The organism is Loktanella sp. PT4BL (assembly GCF_003201935.1).
Taxonomy (GTDB): domain Bacteria; phylum Pseudomonadota; class Alphaproteobacteria; order Rhodobacterales; family Rhodobacteraceae; genus Yoonia.
In genome coordinates this window covers 122,501-140,748 of the sequence record NZ_QJJL01000002.1, presented here as the reverse complement: position 1 = coordinate 140,748, position 18,248 = coordinate 122,501, and the positions used below count along the sequence as shown (strand labels likewise).

Annotated in this window: 20 protein-coding genes; 9 read left to right on the top strand and 11 right to left on the bottom strand. The window is 58.4% G+C overall.

Annotation, left to right across the window (positions count from 1 at the left end; genetic code table 11):
- Positions 1 to 9 precede the first annotated feature (9 nt).
- The 6 genes from rseP to pyrH all read right to left on the bottom strand — a co-directional run bounded on the left by rseP (position 10) and on the right by pyrH (position 5,538).
- The gene (rseP, locus tag C7964_RS05645) at positions 10 to 1,344 is read right to left on the bottom strand and encodes an RIP metalloprotease RseP (RefSeq protein WP_110278715.1); all 1,335 of its coding nucleotides are present in this window, start codon (positions 1,342 to 1,344) and stop codon (positions 10 to 12) included.
- Positions 1,345 to 1,349: 5 nt separating this feature from the next.
- The gene (dxr, locus tag C7964_RS05640; protein WP_110278714.1) at positions 1,350 to 2,519 is read right to left on the bottom strand and encodes a 1-deoxy-D-xylulose-5-phosphate reductoisomerase; all 1,170 of its coding nucleotides are present in this window, start codon (positions 2,517 to 2,519) and stop codon (positions 1,350 to 1,352) included.
- On the bottom strand, positions 2,516 to 3,319 hold the full coding sequence (locus tag C7964_RS05635; RefSeq protein WP_110278713.1) for a phosphatidate cytidylyltransferase: 804 nt from the start codon (positions 3,317 to 3,319) through the stop codon (positions 2,516 to 2,518). The genes dxr and C7964_RS05635 overlap by 4 nt, the downstream gene beginning before the upstream one ends.
- A gap of 2 nt (positions 3,320 to 3,321) precedes the next feature.
- On the bottom strand, positions 3,322 to 4,047 hold the full coding sequence (uppS, locus tag C7964_RS05630; protein ID WP_055685842.1) for a polyprenyl diphosphate synthase: 726 nt from the start codon (positions 4,045 to 4,047) through the stop codon (positions 3,322 to 3,324).
- Between the two features lie 30 nt (positions 4,048 to 4,077).
- Positions 4,078 to 4,641 (bottom strand): ribosome recycling factor, encoded by a 564-nt coding sequence (gene frr / locus C7964_RS05625; protein WP_110278712.1) that lies wholly within the window; start codon positions 4,639 to 4,641, stop codon positions 4,078 to 4,080.
- A 171-nt stretch (positions 4,642 to 4,812) separates the two neighbouring features.
- A complete protein-coding gene (gene pyrH / locus C7964_RS05620; protein ID WP_110278711.1) occupies positions 4,813 to 5,538 on the bottom strand; it encodes a UMP kinase in 726 nt (241 codons plus the stop codon).
- Between the two features lie 194 nt (positions 5,539 to 5,732).
- On the opposite strand from pyrH, the gene C7964_RS05615 reads away from it, so the two are divergent.
- Genes C7964_RS05615 through C7964_RS05605 form a run of 3 tightly spaced genes read left to right on the top strand, consistent with a single transcriptional unit; the run spans position 5,733 to position 8,204 of the window.
- Complete coding sequence (locus tag C7964_RS05615; RefSeq protein WP_110278710.1) at positions 5,733 to 6,386, top strand: hypothetical protein; 654 nt, start codon at positions 5,733 to 5,735, stop codon at positions 6,384 to 6,386.
- Positions 6,387 to 6,414: 28 nt separating this feature from the next.
- Positions 6,415 to 7,335, top strand: a complete 921-nt coding sequence (miaA, locus tag C7964_RS05610; protein ID WP_110279424.1) for a tRNA (adenosine(37)-N6)-dimethylallyltransferase MiaA — start codon at positions 6,415 to 6,417, stop codon at positions 7,333 to 7,335.
- A gap of 53 nt (positions 7,336 to 7,388) precedes the next feature.
- Positions 7,389 to 8,204 (top strand): helix-turn-helix transcriptional regulator, encoded by an 816-nt coding sequence (locus tag C7964_RS05605; protein WP_110278709.1) that lies wholly within the window; start codon positions 7,389 to 7,391, stop codon positions 8,202 to 8,204.
- Positions 8,205 to 8,213: 9 nt separating this feature from the next.
- Here C7964_RS05605 and C7964_RS05600 read toward each other — a convergent pair whose 3' ends face one another.
- Positions 8,214 to 8,795 carry a lytic transglycosylase domain-containing protein gene (locus C7964_RS05600; RefSeq protein WP_110279423.1) on the bottom strand — a complete coding sequence of 194 codons (582 nt, stop codon included), beginning with the start codon at positions 8,793 to 8,795 and terminating at the stop codon, positions 8,214 to 8,216.
- Positions 8,796 to 8,945: 150 nt separating this feature from the next.
- Between C7964_RS05600 and ssb the strand changes: the two genes are divergently transcribed.
- Both ssb and C7964_RS05590 read left to right on the top strand, forming a co-directional pair.
- Positions 8,946 to 9,455, top strand: a complete 510-nt coding sequence (ssb, locus tag C7964_RS05595; protein ID WP_110278708.1) for a single-stranded DNA-binding protein — start codon at positions 8,946 to 8,948, stop codon at positions 9,453 to 9,455.
- 5 nt (positions 9,456 to 9,460) lie between these two features.
- Complete coding sequence (locus tag C7964_RS05590) at positions 9,461 to 9,778, top strand: hypothetical protein (RefSeq protein ID WP_110278707.1); 318 nt, start codon at positions 9,461 to 9,463, stop codon at positions 9,776 to 9,778.
- 60 nt (positions 9,779 to 9,838) lie between these two features.
- Here C7964_RS05590 and aroB read toward each other — a convergent pair whose 3' ends face one another.
- Together aroB and C7964_RS05580 are read right to left on the bottom strand one after the other, a co-directional pair.
- Positions 9,839 to 10,960 (bottom strand): 3-dehydroquinate synthase, encoded by a 1,122-nt coding sequence (gene aroB, locus C7964_RS05585; protein ID WP_110278706.1) that lies wholly within the window; start codon positions 10,958 to 10,960, stop codon positions 9,839 to 9,841.
- Positions 10,961 to 11,518 carry a shikimate kinase gene (locus C7964_RS05580; protein WP_110278705.1) on the bottom strand — a complete coding sequence of 186 codons (558 nt, stop codon included), beginning with the start codon at positions 11,516 to 11,518 and terminating at the stop codon, positions 10,961 to 10,963.
- A 150-nt stretch (positions 11,519 to 11,668) separates the two neighbouring features.
- On the opposite strand from C7964_RS05580, the gene C7964_RS19890 reads away from it, so the two are divergent.
- The 4 genes from C7964_RS19890 to C7964_RS05565 are packed head-to-tail and all read left to right on the top strand — an operon-like array spanning position 11,669 to position 15,623.
- Positions 11,669 to 11,821, top strand: coding sequence for a hypothetical protein (locus C7964_RS19890; protein WP_181417112.1), 153 nt, complete (start codon positions 11,669 to 11,671; stop codon positions 11,819 to 11,821).
- 10 nt (positions 11,822 to 11,831) lie between these two features.
- On the top strand, positions 11,832 to 13,334 hold the full coding sequence (locus C7964_RS05575) for a hypothetical protein (protein ID WP_286163794.1): 1,503 nt from the start codon (positions 11,832 to 11,834) through the stop codon (positions 13,332 to 13,334).
- Positions 13,331 to 14,272 carry a site-specific tyrosine recombinase XerD gene (locus C7964_RS05570; protein WP_110278704.1) on the top strand — a complete coding sequence of 314 codons (942 nt, stop codon included), beginning with the start codon at positions 13,331 to 13,333 and terminating at the stop codon, positions 14,270 to 14,272. The genes C7964_RS05575 and C7964_RS05570 overlap by 4 nt, the downstream gene beginning before the upstream one ends.
- A gap of 52 nt (positions 14,273 to 14,324) precedes the next feature.
- A complete protein-coding gene (locus C7964_RS05565) occupies positions 14,325 to 15,623 on the top strand; it encodes an HlyC/CorC family transporter (protein WP_110278703.1) in 1,299 nt (432 codons plus the stop codon).
- 113 nt (positions 15,624 to 15,736) lie between these two features.
- On the opposite strand, the gene C7964_RS05560 is transcribed toward C7964_RS05565, so the two are convergent.
- The gene (locus tag C7964_RS05560) at positions 15,737 to 16,228 is read right to left on the bottom strand and encodes a VOC family protein (protein ID WP_110279421.1); all 492 of its coding nucleotides are present in this window, start codon (positions 16,226 to 16,228) and stop codon (positions 15,737 to 15,739) included.
- 148 nt (positions 16,229 to 16,376) lie between these two features.
- Positions 16,377 to 17,912 (bottom strand): helicase HerA-like domain-containing protein, encoded by a 1,536-nt coding sequence (locus C7964_RS05555; protein ID WP_110278702.1) that lies wholly within the window; start codon positions 17,910 to 17,912, stop codon positions 16,377 to 16,379.
- Between the last annotated feature and the right edge of the window lie 336 nt (positions 17,913 to 18,248).

Sequence of the window (18,248 nt, the reverse complement as noted above, 5' to 3'; positions counted from 1 at the left end):
CGTGCAGAATTACGGACAAAGGATCGTGTCGTTGAGAATCGTGAACATCATCAGCGACAGGATCAGAGACAATCCAACAAACATAAAGACTTGGACAGCACGGTCACTGGGTTTACGCCGTGTGACGGCTTCATAGGCATAAAACACAAGGTGCCCACCATCCAGCACAGGGATCGGGAAGAGGTTGATCAGGCCCACTGCGGCGGACAGCGCGCCAATAAACCAGATAAAGCTCTGGGGGCCCTGCTCGGCCATTGACCCGCTGGTTTCGGCAATACCCACAGGACCGGACAGATTGCAGGTCGAAATCTGACCGAAAAGAATATGCTGCATCGCCGAAAGCGATGTTGTCGTCGTGTTCCACAGCCCCTGCGCGCCAAGACTGATGGCTGTGAAAAGCCCCACGCTTTCGGTTTTTTCTTCAAAGAAAATCGTGCCGCTGATGCCAATTAACCAGCGCGTCTCGAACCCGCCCTCGGGATTCGGCAAATCAACGCGACGCGGCGCGATGGTTTTTTCCAGCGTTTCCCCATCCCGCCAAATCGTGAAGACCAGTGGCGCGCCGTCCGCCTGAAGAACGATTTCCTGGACCTGCGCAAATGCGAAAACCGGCTCTCCGTTGATGGCGGTGACAACGTCATCCACCTTGATGTCGGCATCATCCGCCGCCGACCTTGGGCTGACACTCGACACCGCTGTGGGGAAGAAATACGGGCCTTCTACTGTTATCTGATCACCATCGCGCAGAACTGTATATTCAAGCCGCTCGCGCAGGGGCACAAGATCGGACATATCCACTGTCCGCTCGGGGTCATTGAATACAATGCCTTCGACAGCAATCACCTGATCACCCTCGCGCAGATCAGAGGCATAGCTAGCAGGCAACGGGCGCATTTCGCCAAAGGTCAACGGATCGGTCGAGCGGCCCTGAAACATGATCGAGCCCGCGAAAATCGCAATCGCCAGCACAAAGTTGAACACAGGCCCTGCCGCCACTGTTGCCGTGCGCGCCCAAAGTGGCGCACCCAGCATGGTGCGGCGCAGATCAGCCTCGGACACCTGCCCGTCGCTACCCACGCTGGCCGCATTCGCGTCACCGAGAAATTTGACAAAACCGCCCAAAGGCAGCGCTGCAATCTGCCATGTCGTGCCGCGTTTATCGACGCGGCGGTAGATTACCGGACCAAACCCGAGCGAAAACACCTCGGCGTGGATGCCGCACCAGCGCCCGACGATATAATGACCATATTCATGGATCGCCACGATTACCGACAGCGCCACAATGAAAGCCACAATCATGAAGGCGAAGTTGCCGAACATCGGCACAAACTGCATCAGGTCCAAAGGTCTTATCCCAGTCGGCTAAAGGTTTCGGCGGCATAGATCCGCGCAAGTCGGTCGGTCTCTAGCACGTTATCTAGGGTAATTGCCGCATTTTGCAGCCCACCATCCGATGACATTTTGTCGAGCGTGCGCGAAACCACCGCTGACATATCCAGAAAACCTATGTCGCCTGCAATAAATCCGTCCAGCGCGCGCTCTTTGGCCGCATTAAAGACCGCACCGGACAGCCCCCCCTGTTCCATGACGCGCGTGGCAATGGCCAATGCGGGATAACGCGCCGGATCGGGTGCTTCGAATGTCAGGCTGCCGATCTTGGCCAGATCAAGCCGTTCGACAGGCAGCGCGCGCCGTTCCGGCCAATGCAGCGCATAGCCGATGGCATGGCGCATATCGGGCGGGCCCACATGGGCCATCAGCGCCCCGTCGTTAAAGCCCACCAGCGCATGGATCAGGCTTTCACGATGCACCAGCACCTCGATCATATCAGGCGTGACGTTGAAAAACTCTTTGGTTTCAATCAGCTCCATTGCCTTGTTGAACATCGACGCACTGTCGATGGTGATGCGCTGCCCCATGTCCCAGTTGGGATGGCTCGAGGCCTCGGCCAGTGTCGCAGTGGCGAGTTTCTCGACCGGCCAGTCACGAAACGCGCCGCCGCTTGCGGTGATAATGACCCGCTCGACAGCCGCCATATGTTCACCGACCAGCGCCTGAAAAACAGCTGAATGTTCACTGTCCACAGGCAGCACCGTCGCGCCATGCGCTTTGGCACGGCCCAGCAAAAGCGGCCCTGCGGTGACGAGAGATTCCTTGTTTGCAAGCGCAAGTGTCGTGCCATGGGCCAAGGCCTCCAACCCCGGCACCAACCCGGCCGCACCCACAATCGCCGAAAGCGCCCAGTCTACAGGCCGCGCCGCCGCTTGGGCGATGGCATCCGGCCCCACTGCAACCTCTACATCCGTATCGGCCAGCAAGTCCTTCAATTCATGATAGCATTCAGGATAGCAGGTCACAGCCAGTTCCGCGCGTAACCGCCGTGCATCCGCTGCAAGCTGCGCCACATTACGCCCGCCTGTCAGGGCCACAACATCATAGGCATCCGCATCACGCGCCACCAGATCAAGCGCATTCTGCCCGATTGATCCTGTCGCCCCGAAAACCGAAATCCGCCTCACCAGACAACCCCTGGCACACCGAAGACATCCGCAAGGACGAGGAGGAACAGCGACGCCCCCAAGAGCGCATCGAAGCGATCAAACAACCCGCCATGGCCGGGGATCAGTGTCGAGCTGTCTTTCACCCCCATCCGGCGTTTCAGCGCACTTTCCGCGATATCACCCATCTGTCCCGCAAAACTCAGCAGCATTGAAAACAGGACAATCATAATCCCCGCATCGGTGAAAAGCGAAAACACAAAGCCCACCAGACCAGCGCCCAGCCAGCCTGCAACTGTCCCGCTCCAAGTCTTCTTGGGGCTGATCCGGGGCCAGAACTTGGGCCCCCCCAGCGATTTACCTGCAAAATAACCAAAAATATCGGTGACGATGACAACCGACATCAGCCACAAGAGCCACGTAAACCCGAAGTCCGTACGGAAATGCACAAGGCCCCAGCCCGCAAGCTGAATCCCCAAAGCAAAAAAGAAGAACGTCTTGATCTCGGTCTTGAGCTGCGTGACCCCGATCAGTGGAACCACCAGAAACAGCAGCATCCCCCACGCCGATCCTTCCGCCAACTGGCCCGACATGACCGAGGCAACCAAAGCCGCCATCAACATGCCTTTGGTCGGTTCGCCGGGACGGATCATCATCCACAGTTCCCACACCATGACCGCTGTGACAAAAACAACGAGCATCTGGAACCAGAGACCGCCCAGTATCACACCAAAGGCGCCGATCACGACCATTGCAGCACTTGAAGTGAGGCGAACGGTCAGATCATCCCATTTTGCGGGCGGAGGCGCGGCATTGGTCATTCTCAGGCTCGGACAGCCCCGAAACGTCTGTCCCGCTTGCCATAATCGCGCAGGACGCGGGCGAACTCCTCGGCCGTGAAATCGGGCCAGAGCGTGTCGACAAATTCATATTCGGCATAGGCCGACTGCCACAGCAGGAAATTCGAGATCCGCGCTTCGCCACTGGTGCGGATCACCAGATCGGGGTCGGGCAGAACATGCGTATCCAGGAACCGTGCAAGCGTTTCGGCATCGACATCTTCATGGGTCAAGCGGCCCTGCTCGATCTCGTAAGCCAAACGCTTGGCGGCTCGGGTCACCTCATCGCGGCTACCGTAGTTCAGCGCGACAGTCAGATGCACACGATCATTGCCCGCAGTACGCAGTTCCAGATCATCCATCAACGAGACAAGCTTGTCATCAAGCCGCACACGGTCACCGATAAAACGGACACAGACCCCGCTATCAAAAAGCTCCTGCGCCTCACGCTCGAGATAGCGACGGAACAGGCTCATCAATCCCGCGACTTCTGTCTGGGTGCGCTTCCAGTTCTCGGTCGAAAACGCAAATATTGTCAGGTACTTAACCCCAAGATCAGGACAGGCCTCGAGGATTTCACGCACCTTGCGCGCACCCGCATGGTGACCAAACAGACGCGGACGCCCGCGTTTTTGTGCCCAACGCCCGTTGCCATCCATGATGATCGCGACATGAGCGGGCGATGATTTGGCGTCTGCGTCCTTGGGCATATGGCCCCCTTCTGGTAAAAACCTTGCGGGTCAGACCTGCATAATTTCAGCTTGTTTCGTCTCGACCGTCTCATCGACCAGCTTAATATGCAGGTCGGTCACTTCTTGTACCGTCGCTTCCCAGAATTTCTGGTCATCCTCGGACAGGCCATCGCTTTTGGCTTTCTTGATCTGGTCCATGCCGTCGCGGCGCAGGTTGCGGATCGCAACACGCGCGCTTTCGGCATACTGGCCGGCGACTTTGGTCAACTCACGGCGGCGTTCCTCGTTCAACTCGGGGATCGGCAGCATAATAATCGTGCCGTTCAGTTGAGGATTGATCCCCAAGCCGCTCTCACGAATGGCTTTTTCGACTTTCCCAACCAGCGCCTTGTCCCAGACGTTGATGGTTACCATCCGTGGTTCCGGCACGTTCACAGTGCCCACCTGATTGATCGGTGTCATCGACCCGTAGGCATCCACCATCACAGGTTCCAGCATCGAACCGGATGCGCGGCCGGTGCGCAATGACGCCAGTTCAACACGCAGGTTCGCGATTGCACCCTCCATGCGGCGGGTCAGATCATCGGTATCGAGTTCAAAATCGTCAGACATGTTCTACTTGCTCTTCCTCATCGGGCGCAGCCCGCTTTTGATCGTTTTAGGCCAAAGGGACAGCCTTGTATAGTCAGGCAAATCTGGCGCTATTGTGCAGTTTTCGTGCAACTGCCCTTTTTATGCTGGCAAATCACAAATGTTGTTCGAGAGGGGGCGCACCAGCGCGCCCTAGTCTTTCACAATCGTATAGGTGCCTTCGCCGGCCAGAATACCCTTGAATCCGCCCGGTTCATCCAAAGAAAACACGATAATCGGCAGATCATTGTCACGCGCCAGGGCAATGGCGCTGGCGTCCATCACACCCAGATGCTTTTGCAGTACCTCGTCGTAGGACACATTGTCATAGCGGACCGCATCATCATGCTTGGCGGGGTCCTTGTCATAGACGCCATCCACCTTGGTGCCTTTGAAGATCGCCTCGCAATTCATCTCGCTGGCGCGCAGGGTTGCGGCGGTATCTGTTGTGAAATACGGGTTGCCCGTACCCGCCGCAAAGATACAAACACGTTTCTTTTCAAGGTGGCGCACGGCGCGGCGGCGGATATAGGGCTCGGCCACCTCGTTCATGGTAATGGCCGAAATCACCCGGGTATGGATGCCCAGTTCTTCCAATGCCGATTGCATCGCCAGCGCGTTCATCACCGTGGCCAGCATCCCCATATAGTCGGCTGTCGTGCGCTCCATCCCCTGGGCCGAGCCTTGCAGCCCGCGAAAGATGTTGCCGCCACCGATCACCATGCAAATCTCGACACCCATCTCGTGGACCGACTGCACCTCGCGCGCAACGCGTTGCACTGTTGGGGGATGCAAACCAAAGGATGTGTCGCCCATCAGCGCCTCACCCGAGATCTTAAGCATCACACGTTTATATGCTGTTTTCTCAGTACCGCTCATGGCGCGCCCCTATGTCTGATTGATTGAGCGGCAAAATGTCGGAAAATGGCGGTAGTTTCAATGCCACAATCACCACAAAAGGCATTGCCAGACGTTGACCGGAGCGAACCCTGCGCCCTATGGTCGCAACATATTCATTCCGCGAGACAAATTCAGTTGGGTCCGCGCCCGCAACCTGACCAGAGGAACACCCGATGCAAACTGTGACCAAGACAAGTCTTCTTCTTATCGGTGCACTTGGCCTTGCCGGCTGTGACGGACCTGCGGAACAATTCGAATTCGCGACGACCTTCGACAATTTTGCCGACCTTCAGTCGATCTCAGATCCAGATGATCTGGTGAACGACGACGGCTCGCTTGTTGACGATACCAAGATAGCGCAAAGCGCCGATTTTGCAGGTGTCGCATCCGGCGTTACATCCTACACTGGTGCGGTGAGCGCACTTGAAGAAAACGACACAACCAATCCGGACGACGGCCGCACCCTGATCGGCCAACTGCAGCTGGACGTTGCTTTTGATACCAATACGATGGTCGGTCACGCGGGTAATTTCATTTTCAGCACTGGTGATGCTTTGACTGGCACATTGACAGGAAATGGTGGCTTTGTGCGTGACGCAGTAGAAAATCCCGTCGACAGCGCTGAATTTGATCCCCATTTCGAGGGCATTCCACTTATAGGCGCGCTCTCTGGACCGAATGGCGAAGCCTATGACGCCACCATCGGGTTGACCGGATACTTCCTCAACGATGGCTCAATGGTTGACAGCATCGCAGGTGAGGCTGTTTTCGACTTTGGCCCAGCTGGTCCAAACTTTGAAGAAGGCGCTTTTGCCGTAACTGACTAGTGTCCGCCGGGTGAAACAGCACAACGACGTGACCATAAAAGCCGATATACCGCTGATCCTGCCGGAGCGGCCGGTGTTGATCGCGGGGCCGACCGCCTCGGGTAAATCTGCGCTGGCGCTGCATATCGCGCAGACCCAAGGGGGTTTGATCGTGAATGCCGATGCGCTGCAGGTCTTTGACGGCTGGCGTATACTGACGGCACGACCCGATGACCATGATCTGGCTTTGGCCGAACACGCGCTTTACGGGCATGTGCCCTTTGATGCGGATTATTCCGTCGGGCACTGGCTGCGCGACGTTGCCCCCTTTCTAGACCGCCCAAAGCGCCCGATCATTGTCGGTGGCACAGGCTTGAACTTTCACGCATTAACCCAAGGTTTGGCTGAAATACCGCCAACACCGCCCGAAATCAGAGAGGCCGGAAACGCCCTGCCCCTGCCCGCGCTGCTTGCCGCACTTGATGCAGAAACCAAAGGTCGCATCGACACCCGGAACCGGATGCGGGTGCAACGTGCGTGGGAAGTGCTCCAAGCCACCGGTCAGAGCCTTGCCGATTGGCAAGACAACACAACACCGCCGCTGCTTCCTGTAAATGCGTCCACTTGCATCACGCTGGATGCGCCCAAGGACTGGCTGAATGACCGGATTGCGCGGCGCTTTGATCAGATGCTGGACCAGGGCGCCTTGGATGAGGCGCGCGCCATGCTGCCCCTTTGGAACCCCGATCACCTTTCCTCAAAAGCCATCGGCGCGCCCGAACTGATCGCCCATCTCCAAGGCACCCTCAGCCTGCCCGACGCACGCGAGGCCGCGATCATTGCGTCACGGCAATATGCCAAGCGCCAGCGCACGTGGTTCCGCGCGCGGCATAAGGATTGGCACCACATTGCGGCAGACAACCCTGACTTATCTGCAACACTCCGATTCGCTCATTCAGCAGAGGATTGAATCCAAAGCGAAATCTGCAAAGACTTGCGAAAAATCAACAATGAGGCAAGTTGATGAACATGATGAGCACCGATCACGCAGCGCTTGCGCTGGCCACCCTGACACATGGCGGTCCCGCGTCGCGCTGGCGGACCGAGGCCATGCGCAGCCATAGCACGGCGCGATTGATCCACATCACCAAAGGTCAGGGCCGGATCACGGTCGCAGGGCTGACCAATGGCTACGGCCCCAACAACCTGATCTATATTCCGCCCCACACGATGTACGGCATCGAAGTGGGCGCCACTGTCTTTGGCCAAATTATGACCCTGCCCGATACAACCGGTTGGCCGGACGCGCCGTTTCACTTGCGGCTTTTGGATGTGGTCCCGCAAAAAGAGTTGGTTTCGCTGATCGAGGCGATTGAACGCGAACTCAAGCCGACGGGTGATCAGCGGGCAGCGCTTTGTCACTTCGGCCTGCTGGGGATTTTCGTGGAACGTCAACTGATGAACCAGAACCCGGCAACACGCGACGCACGACGCGCAACGGCTGCGGCCAAACTTGTCGCACAATACACCACCTTGATCGCGCAGGATTTCCGCTCGGATCGCAGTGTCGCGAGCTATGCCGCAGCCCTCGGTGTGACACCTACGCATCTGGCACGCAGTTGCCGGCAGACCTGCGGCCGCTCTGCCCTGTCGCTGCTCAATGACCGTATCCACTATGAGGCCTGTACCTTGCTGCGCGACACAACGATACCCGTGCAGGAGATCGCCAAGCGTCTGGGGTTCAGCTCGCCCGCCTATTTCACCCGCAGCTTTCAGGAAAAATCGGGTCAGGCCCCCACGGATTTCCGCAGGACAGGGACAGCACCTGCAAGGGCCTGAAAAGGCGCGCTAGTCGCCCCAGATCACCCGGACATAGTTTTGCGTTTCCGCAAAAGGCGGAATACCGCGATACCGCTCAACTGCGCCAGGGCCTGCGTTATAGGCCGCCAGCGCCAGCGGCCATGATCCGAAGGCCTCATATTGCGCACGCAGATAGCGTGCGCCACCCTCAAGGTTTTGTGCCGGATCCAGCGGATCAACCCCCAACGCACCTGCGGTTTCGGGCATCAGCTGCGCCAACCCCAAGGCCCCTTTCACAGACCGCGCCGTCGGATTCCAACCACTTTCCTGCGCGACAAGACGCAGAAAAAGCCCGACCGGAATACCGTGGCGCGTCGCCGCCGCCTGCGCGAGGCGCAGATACGGGCCGTTGTAGGTGCCTGTATAGGCGGGGGTGATCGTGAACCCTTCCGCGCGGGGCGGCTGAAGGCGGACCGAATTCTCGTATTGCTCGGCGGCACGCCCGTCCAAAACCGATGTCTGGCTTTTCAGCAGTCCCGAGCGCGACATGGTGGACACCTGCTCTTGTGCGACGACGGGTGTGGCGGCCAAAGCGACAAACAGGCAGGCAATCACTGGCAGTCGGAACATCAGGGGCGCTCTCATCGGTTTTGCATGAGAGATACCTAGTCCTTTTGTCCGCCCACGCCAATGCTCTTGCACGTGAACCACTCGTTAACCTTGTTGCGCCATCCCGTGTCTGTCACAAAAGCGCAAAGCAGAATCGTCGGAGGTGCCATCATGGCCGGATCAGTCAACAAAGTTATTCTCATCGGTAATCTGGGTGCTGACCCTGAAGTGCGGACGTTCCAGAACGGTGGCAAGGTCGCAAACCTGCGGATTGCGACATCCGAGACATGGAAAGACAAAAATACCGGCGAGCGCCGCGAAAAGACCGAATGGCATACTGTGGCGATTTTTCAGGAAGGGCTGGTGCGCATCGCGGAACAGTACCTCAAGAAAGGGTCCAAGGTTTATATCGAAGGCAAGTTGCAGACCCGCAAATGGCAGGACCAGTCCGGTCAGGACCGCTATTCGACAGAAGTCGTGCTGAACGGCTATGACGGCACGCTGACCATGCTCGACAGCCGCAACGAAGGTGGCGGTGGCGGCAACTATGGCGGCGGTGGCGGCTATGGGGGTGGCGCATCCGGCGGCGGCTACGGCGGCAACGATGGTGGCTATGGCGGCGGTGGTGGTGGCGCACCATCCGGCGGCGGCAGCGACATGGACGACGAAATCCCCTTCTAAAGCCCATGGTTCTTGCACCCGAAGCACAGATCCTGATCCTGATCGGCATTATTCTGGCGGTTGCCTATCTGGGGATATTCCCGACGCTAGAAGAAAAAACCATCAATAAGCTGATGGGGATTGATCTGGCCCTGAATGTACTGGCCCTGATTGTGGCCGGTGCATGGTTCTGGGGCACAGGCGTGACCTTTACGCTGGTTTTCTACGAGACAAACTGGGCGATCTTCACGATTGTCTGCTTTGCGCTTCTGGAAATCCCGCTGTTCCTGAACTTTGCAAAGAAACACGGCATCCGGTTGGATGGACGCGACGACGACGATTAGACACAACGCAGTCCCGGACGTGATCCGGGACCTCGTTTTGCAGTGAAACCTGCGCCGCGATCAACCCCGCGACGCTGCGCCAAGCGCGTCTTCCAAGACACCCAGCACAGCCTCGCGCGGCACATCGGAGGTTATGAAGGCATCACCGATCCCGCGCGCCAGAATAAACCGCAGCTTGCCATCCAGCACTTTCTTGTCCTGACCCATCAGCGCCAGCAGGCCCGCCGCATCAGGCAAATCGCCCGGGATGTCGCGGATATCCACCTTCATGCCCATGTCACGCAGGTGCGCGCGCACACGGCTGGGGTCTTCCTGACTGCACAGCCCCATGCGCGCAGAGAGTTCGAACGCCAACGCACAGCCAATCGCCACCCCTTCACCGTGGAGCAGGCGGTCGGAATAGCCTGTCGCCGCCTCCAGAGCATGACAGAACGTATGGCCAAGGTTCAACAACGCACGGTCGCCCTGCTCTGTCTCATCACGTTGCACAATATCGGCCTTCATTTCACAGGACCGCGTCACGGCACGCACGCGCGCATCCATATCGCCCGCAGCCAGTGCCGGCCCTTCGGCTTCCAGCCAGTCAAAAAAGGCCGCATCGCCCAAAAGCCCGTATTTGACGACCTCACCATAGCCCGCCAGAAAATCGCGCGATGTCAGCGTGCCAAGCAAAGCGGTATCGGCCAGCACGAGGCTGGGTTGATGAAAGGCCCCGATCAGGTTCTTGCCGCTGGGGGAGTTGATGCCGGTCTTGCCCCCGACAGAGCTATCCACCTGCGCCAAGAGCGAGGTCGGAATTTGCACAAAGCGCACGCCCCGCCGCAGGATTGCCGCGGCAAAGCCCGCCAGATCACCGATCACACCGCCGCCAAAGGCCACCACGATATCGCCGCGCTCGACCTTCTGGGCCAGCAACCACTCGACAGATCGTTCCAGTTGCGCCCAGCATTTTGTCGCCTCGCCCGGCGGCAAGGCAAGCGCCTCGCTCGTCAGCCCAGCGTCCGCCAACGACGTTTGCAACTGCGCCAGATGCAACCCTGCGACATTCTCATCCGTCAGAATACAGACATGCCGCCGCCCACCCATTGCGGCGATACGCGTGCCTGCCTGCGACAGCACACCGGGGCCAATCAGAATGTCATAGGCGCGGCCGGGCAAATCGACGTGGACGGTAGCGGTCATTTAGGTGATCTCCAGAATATCGGGGCGGCTGGCCAATACATCGCGCACGGAACGCATCGTCTCGTCGATACTGGCGTTTTCCTTGACGTCGATCTTCAACCCTGCAAGCGCATAAACCGGCGTCCGTTCAGCATGGATCGCCGCCAAGGTGGCTTGGGGGTCGGCTGTGCGCAGCAAAGGCCGCGTGTCTTTATGGCGCACACGTTCCCATAGAATCTTGAGGTCCGCATCCAGCCAGACCGCCACACCCATCTGTGCGATAGCCTTGCGGTTCTCTTCGGCCAGAAAGGCCCCGCCACCGGTTGAAACAATCCCCGGTGGACCCGACAAAAGCCTCTTGAGCACCTCTGCCTCGCGCTTGCGGAAAAAGGCCTCGCCATCACGGGCGAATATTTCGGCAATGGTTGACGCCGCCGCCTCTTCGATGGCCGCATCACTATCCACAAACGGCACATCAAGTGCGGCCGCGAGGGCACGCCCGATCGCGGTCTTGCCAGACCCCATCATACCGACCAGAACAACGGTCCGTTTGAGGTGATAGGACTGCCCTTCGGCCATCGCGATACTGCCTTTCTTGTCGGCCAACCTCTGCCGAACGCAAAATTTAATGCATGAATGCCGTGATCTTGCGCGAAAGGCCATATATAATCCCTTCAACAAGCGGGCAAGAACCCGCATATTGAGGCAACATAAGAATTGGGGCAGACAATGTGGCGGCTCATCAAGGCAGTTTTATTTTTGATTATTATCGCGGGTCTGGGCCTTGTTGCCTATGCCTATATCGGTCCTCTCTTTTTTCCGACCGATTTCGCAGCCCCCTCAGAAGAGGTAAATTATCCTGTTACGCTGGAAACAAACTAAGGCATTTGGTTTGGCATTTTGCCTTACGGCAACCGCTGTGTCCGCGCAAGGCGACGGCCAAAACGAACCGCTGTCCGCCATTGAATGGCTGTCACGCAGCGTCGAGCCGACCCCGCTTTACGAACCCCCTGCTGTTGATGATGCCACCTCGCCTGATGTGCAGGTCACACCGTTGGACCGCCCCTCGAAAGACCCCATCGGTCTGCTGTCTTCCGATGTAACGGGCCTGCCCCCGACGCTTTGGGCCGCCAGCGATGAGGCTGTGCTGGTTGATCTTGTCCGCGCCGAGCGTGTTGATACGGTGCCCGCCTTGCAGGATTTTCTCAAAGTGCTGATGCTGGCCGAGGCTGATCCGCCGCTTGGCGCCGATGGCGAAGGGGCACTGTTTCTCGCGCGTGTCGACAAACTTCTCGACATGGGCGCACTGGAACCTGCGCAGGCGCTGATTGAACAGGCCGATCCCGATACGGCACCGCTATTCCGGCGCTGGTTCGATGTGGCGTTGCTGACGGGGACCGAGGATTACGCCTGCGATGCCATGCGCAGCACGCCCGCGATCGCACCCACTTTTTCGGCCCGTATCTTCTGTCTTGCCCGCACAGGTGACTGGCCCGCTGCGGCCCTGTCACTGAACACACACCGCGTGCTGGGCGATATCAATCCGCAGGAAGAGGCGCTTTTGTCGCGTTTTCTGGACCCCGAGCTTTACGAGGGCGAACCGCCGCTGACGCCCCCTGCCCGCATCAGTCCGCTGACATTCCGCATGCACGCCGCCATTGGCGAGCCGTTGATCACTGCCACCCTGCCCTTGGCCTTCTCCCATGCGGATCTGCAACCGACGACCGCCTGGAAAGCCCAGCTTGAGGCGGCCGAGCGCCTTGCCCGCTTGGGGGCCATTTCCGAAAACGTGCTGCTTAAGCAATACACCGCTCGCACCCCCGCGGCCTCTGGCGGGATCTGGGATCGCGCCGCCGCAATCCAGCGCTTTGATGCGGCGATGGCCGCGAATGACCCCGCCCGCGTGGCACGCACCCTGCCCGATGCATGGGCCGCGATGCAGCAGGCGCGTGTCGAAGTCCAGTTCGCCAAACTCTACGGCGCGGCGCTGCAGGATGTACCTTTGTCCGGCGAAGCAGCCGTGATCGCATTCGAGGTGGGATTGTTATCACCCAGCTATGAGGCCGTGGCCAATGCCGCCGCGGGCACCGGTTTCGATCCGTTCCTGATCGGGATCGCACAGGGCCTTCCGCAAGAGGTGCGCGCCACTTCACCACAAGCGCGCGCCATTCAGGAGGGTTTTGAGAACGTGCCGCCCCCTGCCGCATTGGTAAGCAAGGTGGACCAAGGGCAACTGGGCGAGGCCCTGTTGCGCGCCGTTGCCCTTTTTGCTGAGGGCGCAGAGGGTGATTTGCGCTCTGTGACAGACGCGCTCTTGCTGTTCCGTGCAGTGGGTCTGGAAGATGTCGCGCGCCGTTCTGCGTTGCAATTGATGTTGTTGGACCGCAGGGCATGACCGCGACCGATCAACCGATGGCCCGTTGGGTGCAGGTCTTTCTGGAGGCGCAGGCGGCAGAACTGGATGCGGCCACAAACACGCAATTGGCTTATGCCCGCGATCTTCAGGATTTCGCTGGATGGCTTGCGCACAAAAAGCTGCATTTCGCGGATGCGACCCGTGATCACGTGGAAAGCTACCTGATTGATTGCGAACATGAGGGACTGGCAAACAGCACGCGGGCACGCAGGCTTTCGGCGATCAAGCAACTCTACCGCTTTGCGTTCGAGGAAGGGTGGCGCGATGACAATCCCGCCATCCAGATCAAAGGCCCTGGCCGCACACAGCGTCTGCCAAAAACGCTCTCGATTGCCGAGGTGGACAGGCTGCTGGACGCGGCGCGCAATACGCCGCGCGAAGCCTTGCGCAACACCTGTCTGATGGAGCTGCTCTATGCCACGGGCATGCGGGTGACCGAATTGGTCAGCCTTCCGGTTTCGGCTGCACGGGGTGATCCGCGCATGCTTCTGGTCCGCGGCAAAGGCGACAAGGAACGTCTTGTGCCACTGTCGCCTTCGGCGCGCGATGCTTTGGCGCTCTATCTCAAAGAACGCGATGTGGCCGAAGAGGACGCGCGCAAGAAAGGGATACCGCCCTCGAAATTCCTCTTTCCCTCACGTGGAAAGGCCGGGCATTTGACACGGCACCGGTTTTTCGGGCTGATCAAGGAATTCGCGGTTGCCGGTGGTGTCTCGCCTGCAAAGGTGACACCGCATACGCTGCGCCACGCCTTTGCGACACATCTGCTGGCGGGCGGGGCCGATCTGCGGTCCATCCAGACGATGCTTGGCCATGCCGATGTCGCAACGACCGAGATTTACACACATGTGCTGGATGAACGCCTGAAATCACTTGTATTGGACCATCATCCTCTTGCAAAAGCGTCAAAGTCTTGAAGCTGACGCCCGGACCCCCCATAACAACGATGTACTTGCTTGAAAGCCTCTGATGGAAACCGCTTCTTACGACGCCGCCTTTTGGTTAACCGCTGGCGCTATTCTTGTACTTCTGGTGATGTCCGCCTTCTTTTCCGGCTCGGAAACGGCGCTGACCGCGGCCTCACGGGGCAAACTGCGTTCCGCCGCTGACAAAGGCTCAAAGGGGGCCGAACGGGCGCTCAAGATTACCGAAGACAACGAACGCCTGATCGGGTCGGTCCTGTTGGGCAACAACGTTGTGAATATTCTGGCGACATCGCTGGCGACAGCCGTCCTGACCAAACTTTTCGGCCAGAACGGCGTGGCAGCCGCGACCTTGATCATGACGCTTCTGGTGCTGATCTTTGCCGAGGTGCTGCCGAAAACCTTTGCCATCACCAACCCCGAAACCGTGGCCTCCGGCGTGGCGCGCCCGATTTCAGTGATCGTCTTTGTCTTTTCGCCCATCGTGGCCGCCGTGCGTTATCTGGTGCGCGGTGTGTTGTTCATGTTCGGTGTCCGCACGGACCCTGACAGCAACATTCTTGCCGTGCGCGAAGAGATCGCAGGTGCGCTCTCGCTGGGCCATTCCGAAGGGATCGTGCAGAAAGAGGACCGCGACCGTATTCTGGGCGCGCTGGACCTTAACGAGCGTGCGGTCGAGGAAATCATGCTCCACCGCTCGCAGATCGAGATGGTGGACGCAGACCTGCCGCCAGAGGAAATTCTCGAGCAGATTCTGCAAAGCCCCCACACGCGGCTGCCGCTTTATCGCAATGATCAGGAAAACATCGTCGGCGTGATCCACGCCAAGGACCTGCTGCGCGCGATGCACAAACTGCTGCGTGGCGGGAATGACGCGGCGGGGCTAGCCGCGTTTGATGTGATGAAGGTGGCGATGCCGCCCTATTTTGTGCCTGACACCACAACGCTTGATGACCAGATGCGCAACTTCCTCAAGCGCAAGACGCATTTTGCGCTGGTGGTGGATGAATACGGCGCGCTGCAGGGCCTCATCACGCTGGAAGATATCCTTGAGGAAATCGTGGGCGAGATCGCCGACGAATTCGACGACCACGAGGAAGACCAGATCGAGGCCACCTCGGATGGTGCCTATATCGTGGATGGCGGCATGACGATCCGCGACCTGAACCGCGCGCACGACTGGAACCTGCCCGATGACGAAGCGAACACCGTCGCCGGTCTGGTCATCCACGAGGCCCAGATGATCCCTGTCGAGGGTCAGGTGTTCTCGTTCCACGGCTTCCGCTTTGAGGTACTGGCCAAGGATGAGAACAGGCTGGCGACGCTGAAGATCAGAAAGCTGTGAATACGGTCAATGGTGGATGTCTGCTTCGCGGGACAGAGCGGACCTTGGTTGCCGCATTCCGCAGGTCCGCTTTCTCAAAAGTGAGCAATTGCTCCGAGATGTGCCTTTGTAAGCTACGAATTAAGAAAAGCTTCCAATTCAACCTGCTTATTGAACATCGCTAGGTTGCCAGCACTATCGTAAGGCCAGGCTTCTGTTGGCCTGTCACAATACATCTCTATTAGAATATTGTCCGGATCGTGAAAATAGATGGCTTCGCTTACACCATGGTCTCTTACTTGCGGAACTTCGTCGCTTCCAACGTCCTTTAAATGCGTGATTACGCGCTGGACTGCCGCGATCAGTGCGTCTCGATCAGGATACAGAAATGCCACGTGGTGTAAGCCAGTGCAGCTTTCGGGCGGCGGAGCGCCACCTTCACTCGACAAAGTGTTTAGCCCGATATGATGATGATATCCGCCATACCCCAAAAACGCACCGCCAGTTCCGAACCGCTGCATAAGCGTCAGGCCCATCACGTCTGTGTAAAACGCTATTGCACTCTCCAGATTTGACACCTTCAGGTTCACGTGCCCGATGCGTGTAGCATGGATTTCCTTGTTCATTGCAGCCCCCAATAAGCGCGACAGATATACATATATTAGGCTGCTTACCTTCCAAAAAATAGCCATTTATGAAGTGCGCAGCATCGGTAAGCTTGGGCTCAGAGCAGACATTCGCTCCTTACGCAAAGTCCACCCTAGCGCTCTACGCCTACCGCCCTTTAAACAGACTACCCAGAATGCCGCGCACCAAACGACGGCCTGTTGTACCTTTCAATTCCTTGACCACCACAGACGCCAAGGCGTCGCCGAAACCCTCATCGGACGACTTGCGGGATGACGATTTGCGGGTGCTGCCCCCGTCATAGCGCCGCGCCGCCTTGAACTCGCGCTCTTTCTCTTCAAGGCGCGCCTCTTCGGCTTCGGCCTCTTCGGCGGCTTTCGCGGCTGCGTCGGCCCGCTTGCTCAGGATTTCAAACGCGCTCTCGCGGTCCATTGTCTTGTCATATTTACCCGCCATATCCGAGATGCTCATGATCGCCTTGCGGGTCGGTTCATCAATCGGCCCCAGTTGCGACGACGGCGGGCGGATCAGGGTCCGTTCGACAATCTGCGGAATGCCCTTGCGGTCCAGGAAGGACGTCACCGCCTCACCGGTGCCCACTTCTTGAATCGCCTCCGCAGTATCAAATGCCGGATTGTCGCGATAGGTTTCCGCGGCAGTCTTGAGTTCTTTACGGTCCTTGGCGGTAAAGGCACGCAGCGCGTGTTGCACACGGTTGCCCAGCTGCCCCAGCACATCATCAGGAATGTCACCGGGGTTTTGCGTGACGAAATAGACGCCCACCCCTTTGGAGCGGATCAGGCGCGCGACCTGCTCGACCTTATCGACCAAGGCTTTGGGTGCGTCGTCAAACAACAGGTGCGCTTCGTCAAAGAAGAACACCAGTTTGGGTTTGTCAGGGTTGCCGACCTCGGGCAGTTCCTCAAACAGTTCCGACAGCAGCCAGAGCAGGAATGTCGCGTACAAACGCGGGCTCCCCATCAATTGATCGGCGGCCAGAATGTTGATCTCGCCGCGCCCGTCATCGCGGGTGCGCATCATATCGGCCAGATCAAGGGCCGGTTCCCCGAAAAGCGCCGTACCGCCCTGATTTTCCAGCACCAGCAATTGCCGCTGGATTGCGCCGACAGAGGAGGCCGCCACGTTGCCATAACGCAGCGACAGCGCCTGCGCGTTCTGCCCGACCCAGACCAGCAAAGCCTGCAGATCTTTGAGATCCAGGAGCAGCAGGCCTTCTTCGTCTGCGACGCGGAACGCGACGTTCAGCACGCCTTCCTGCACATCGGTCAGGTCCATCAGGCGTGACAGCAGCAAAGGCCCCATTTCTGCGACCGTGGCGCGGATCGGGTGGCCTTTTTCGCCGAAAAGGTCCCAGAACGTCACAGGATAGCTGTCATATTGCAGCTCAAGCCCGATGGTCTGTGCGCGCGACATAAAGGGTTCGTGCAGTTTGAAATCGGCAGAGCCGCTGAGCGCCAGACCGGAAAGATCACCTTTTACATCCGACAGGAACACCGGCACCCCTGCCGCTGAAAATCCTTCGGCCATGATCTGCAAAGTCACTGTCTTACCGGTGCCCGTCGCCCCTGCGATCAGACCGTGCCGGTTGGCCTTGTCCAACAAAAGCGTTTGGGGTGCGCCATAGCCCTCACCGCCGCCACCAATAAAGATACTTTCAGCCATATCAGCGTTCCCTGCATAAATTTATCAGGCAAAATACATTGTTAACCAAATCGTGCCACCTTAAAGCGCGCGATCGTGCCAGAGATTGGCATTATTGCATACGTCCTCCCTGTTTGACTTGCCGTGCCTTCGGGCACGGCTTTTTTTTGTGGTGCGGAGAAATAACGGTCTTCACCAAGTCGTCAAATTTTTGCTGTTGACGGTCACTTTTTGTTTTCGTAACTTCTTTTCAATTAGTCGGCCAAGTCCGACAGGGAGAACATGAAGCAGGGTCCTTTCGGGGGCCCTTCTTCTTTTCTGGCCCCCCGAAAATGTGAGCGGAAGCCAGCGCAGTCC

Excerpts from the sequence above, each read along its gene's own strand:
- C7964_RS05635 (WP_110278713.1), bottom strand. The coding sequence starts at position 3,319 with ATGACCAATGCCGCGCCTCCGCCCGCAAAATGGGATGATCTGACCGTT.
- uppS (WP_055685842.1), bottom strand. The coding sequence starts at position 4,047 with ATGCCCAAGGACGCAGACGCCAAATCATCGCCCGCTCATGTCGCGATC.
- frr (WP_110278712.1), bottom strand. The coding sequence starts at position 4,641 with ATGTCTGACGATTTTGAACTCGATACCGATGATCTGACCCGCCGCATG.
- pyrH (WP_110278711.1), bottom strand. The coding sequence starts at position 5,538 with ATGAGCGGTACTGAGAAAACAGCATATAAACGTGTGATGCTTAAGATC.
- C7964_RS05615 (WP_110278710.1), top strand. The coding sequence starts at position 5,733 with ATGCAAACTGTGACCAAGACAAGTCTTCTTCTTATCGGTGCACTTGGC.
- C7964_RS05605 (WP_110278709.1), top strand. The coding sequence starts at position 7,389 with ATGAACATGATGAGCACCGATCACGCAGCGCTTGCGCTGGCCACCCTG.
- C7964_RS05600 (WP_110279423.1), bottom strand. The coding sequence starts at position 8,795 with ATGTTCCGACTGCCAGTGATTGCCTGCCTGTTTGTCGCTTTGGCCGCC.
- ssb (WP_110278708.1), top strand. The coding sequence starts at position 8,946 with ATGGCCGGATCAGTCAACAAAGTTATTCTCATCGGTAATCTGGGTGCT.
- C7964_RS05590 (WP_110278707.1), top strand. The coding sequence starts at position 9,461 with ATGGTTCTTGCACCCGAAGCACAGATCCTGATCCTGATCGGCATTATT.
- aroB (WP_110278706.1), bottom strand. The coding sequence starts at position 10,960 with ATGACCGCTACCGTCCACGTCGATTTGCCCGGCCGCGCCTATGACATT.
- C7964_RS05580 (WP_110278705.1), bottom strand. The coding sequence starts at position 11,518 with ATGGCCGAAGGGCAGTCCTATCACCTCAAACGGACCGTTGTTCTGGTC.
- C7964_RS19890 (WP_181417112.1), top strand. The coding sequence starts at position 11,669 with ATGTGGCGGCTCATCAAGGCAGTTTTATTTTTGATTATTATCGCGGGT.
- C7964_RS05570 (WP_110278704.1), top strand. The coding sequence starts at position 13,331 with ATGACCGCGACCGATCAACCGATGGCCCGTTGGGTGCAGGTCTTTCTG.
- C7964_RS05565 (WP_110278703.1), top strand. The coding sequence starts at position 14,325 with ATGGAAACCGCTTCTTACGACGCCGCCTTTTGGTTAACCGCTGGCGCT.
- C7964_RS05560 (WP_110279421.1), bottom strand. The coding sequence starts at position 16,228 with ATGAACAAGGAAATCCATGCTACACGCATCGGGCACGTGAACCTGAAG.
- C7964_RS05555 (WP_110278702.1), bottom strand. The coding sequence starts at position 17,912 with ATGGCTGAAAGTATCTTTATTGGTGGCGGCGGTGAGGGCTATGGCGCA.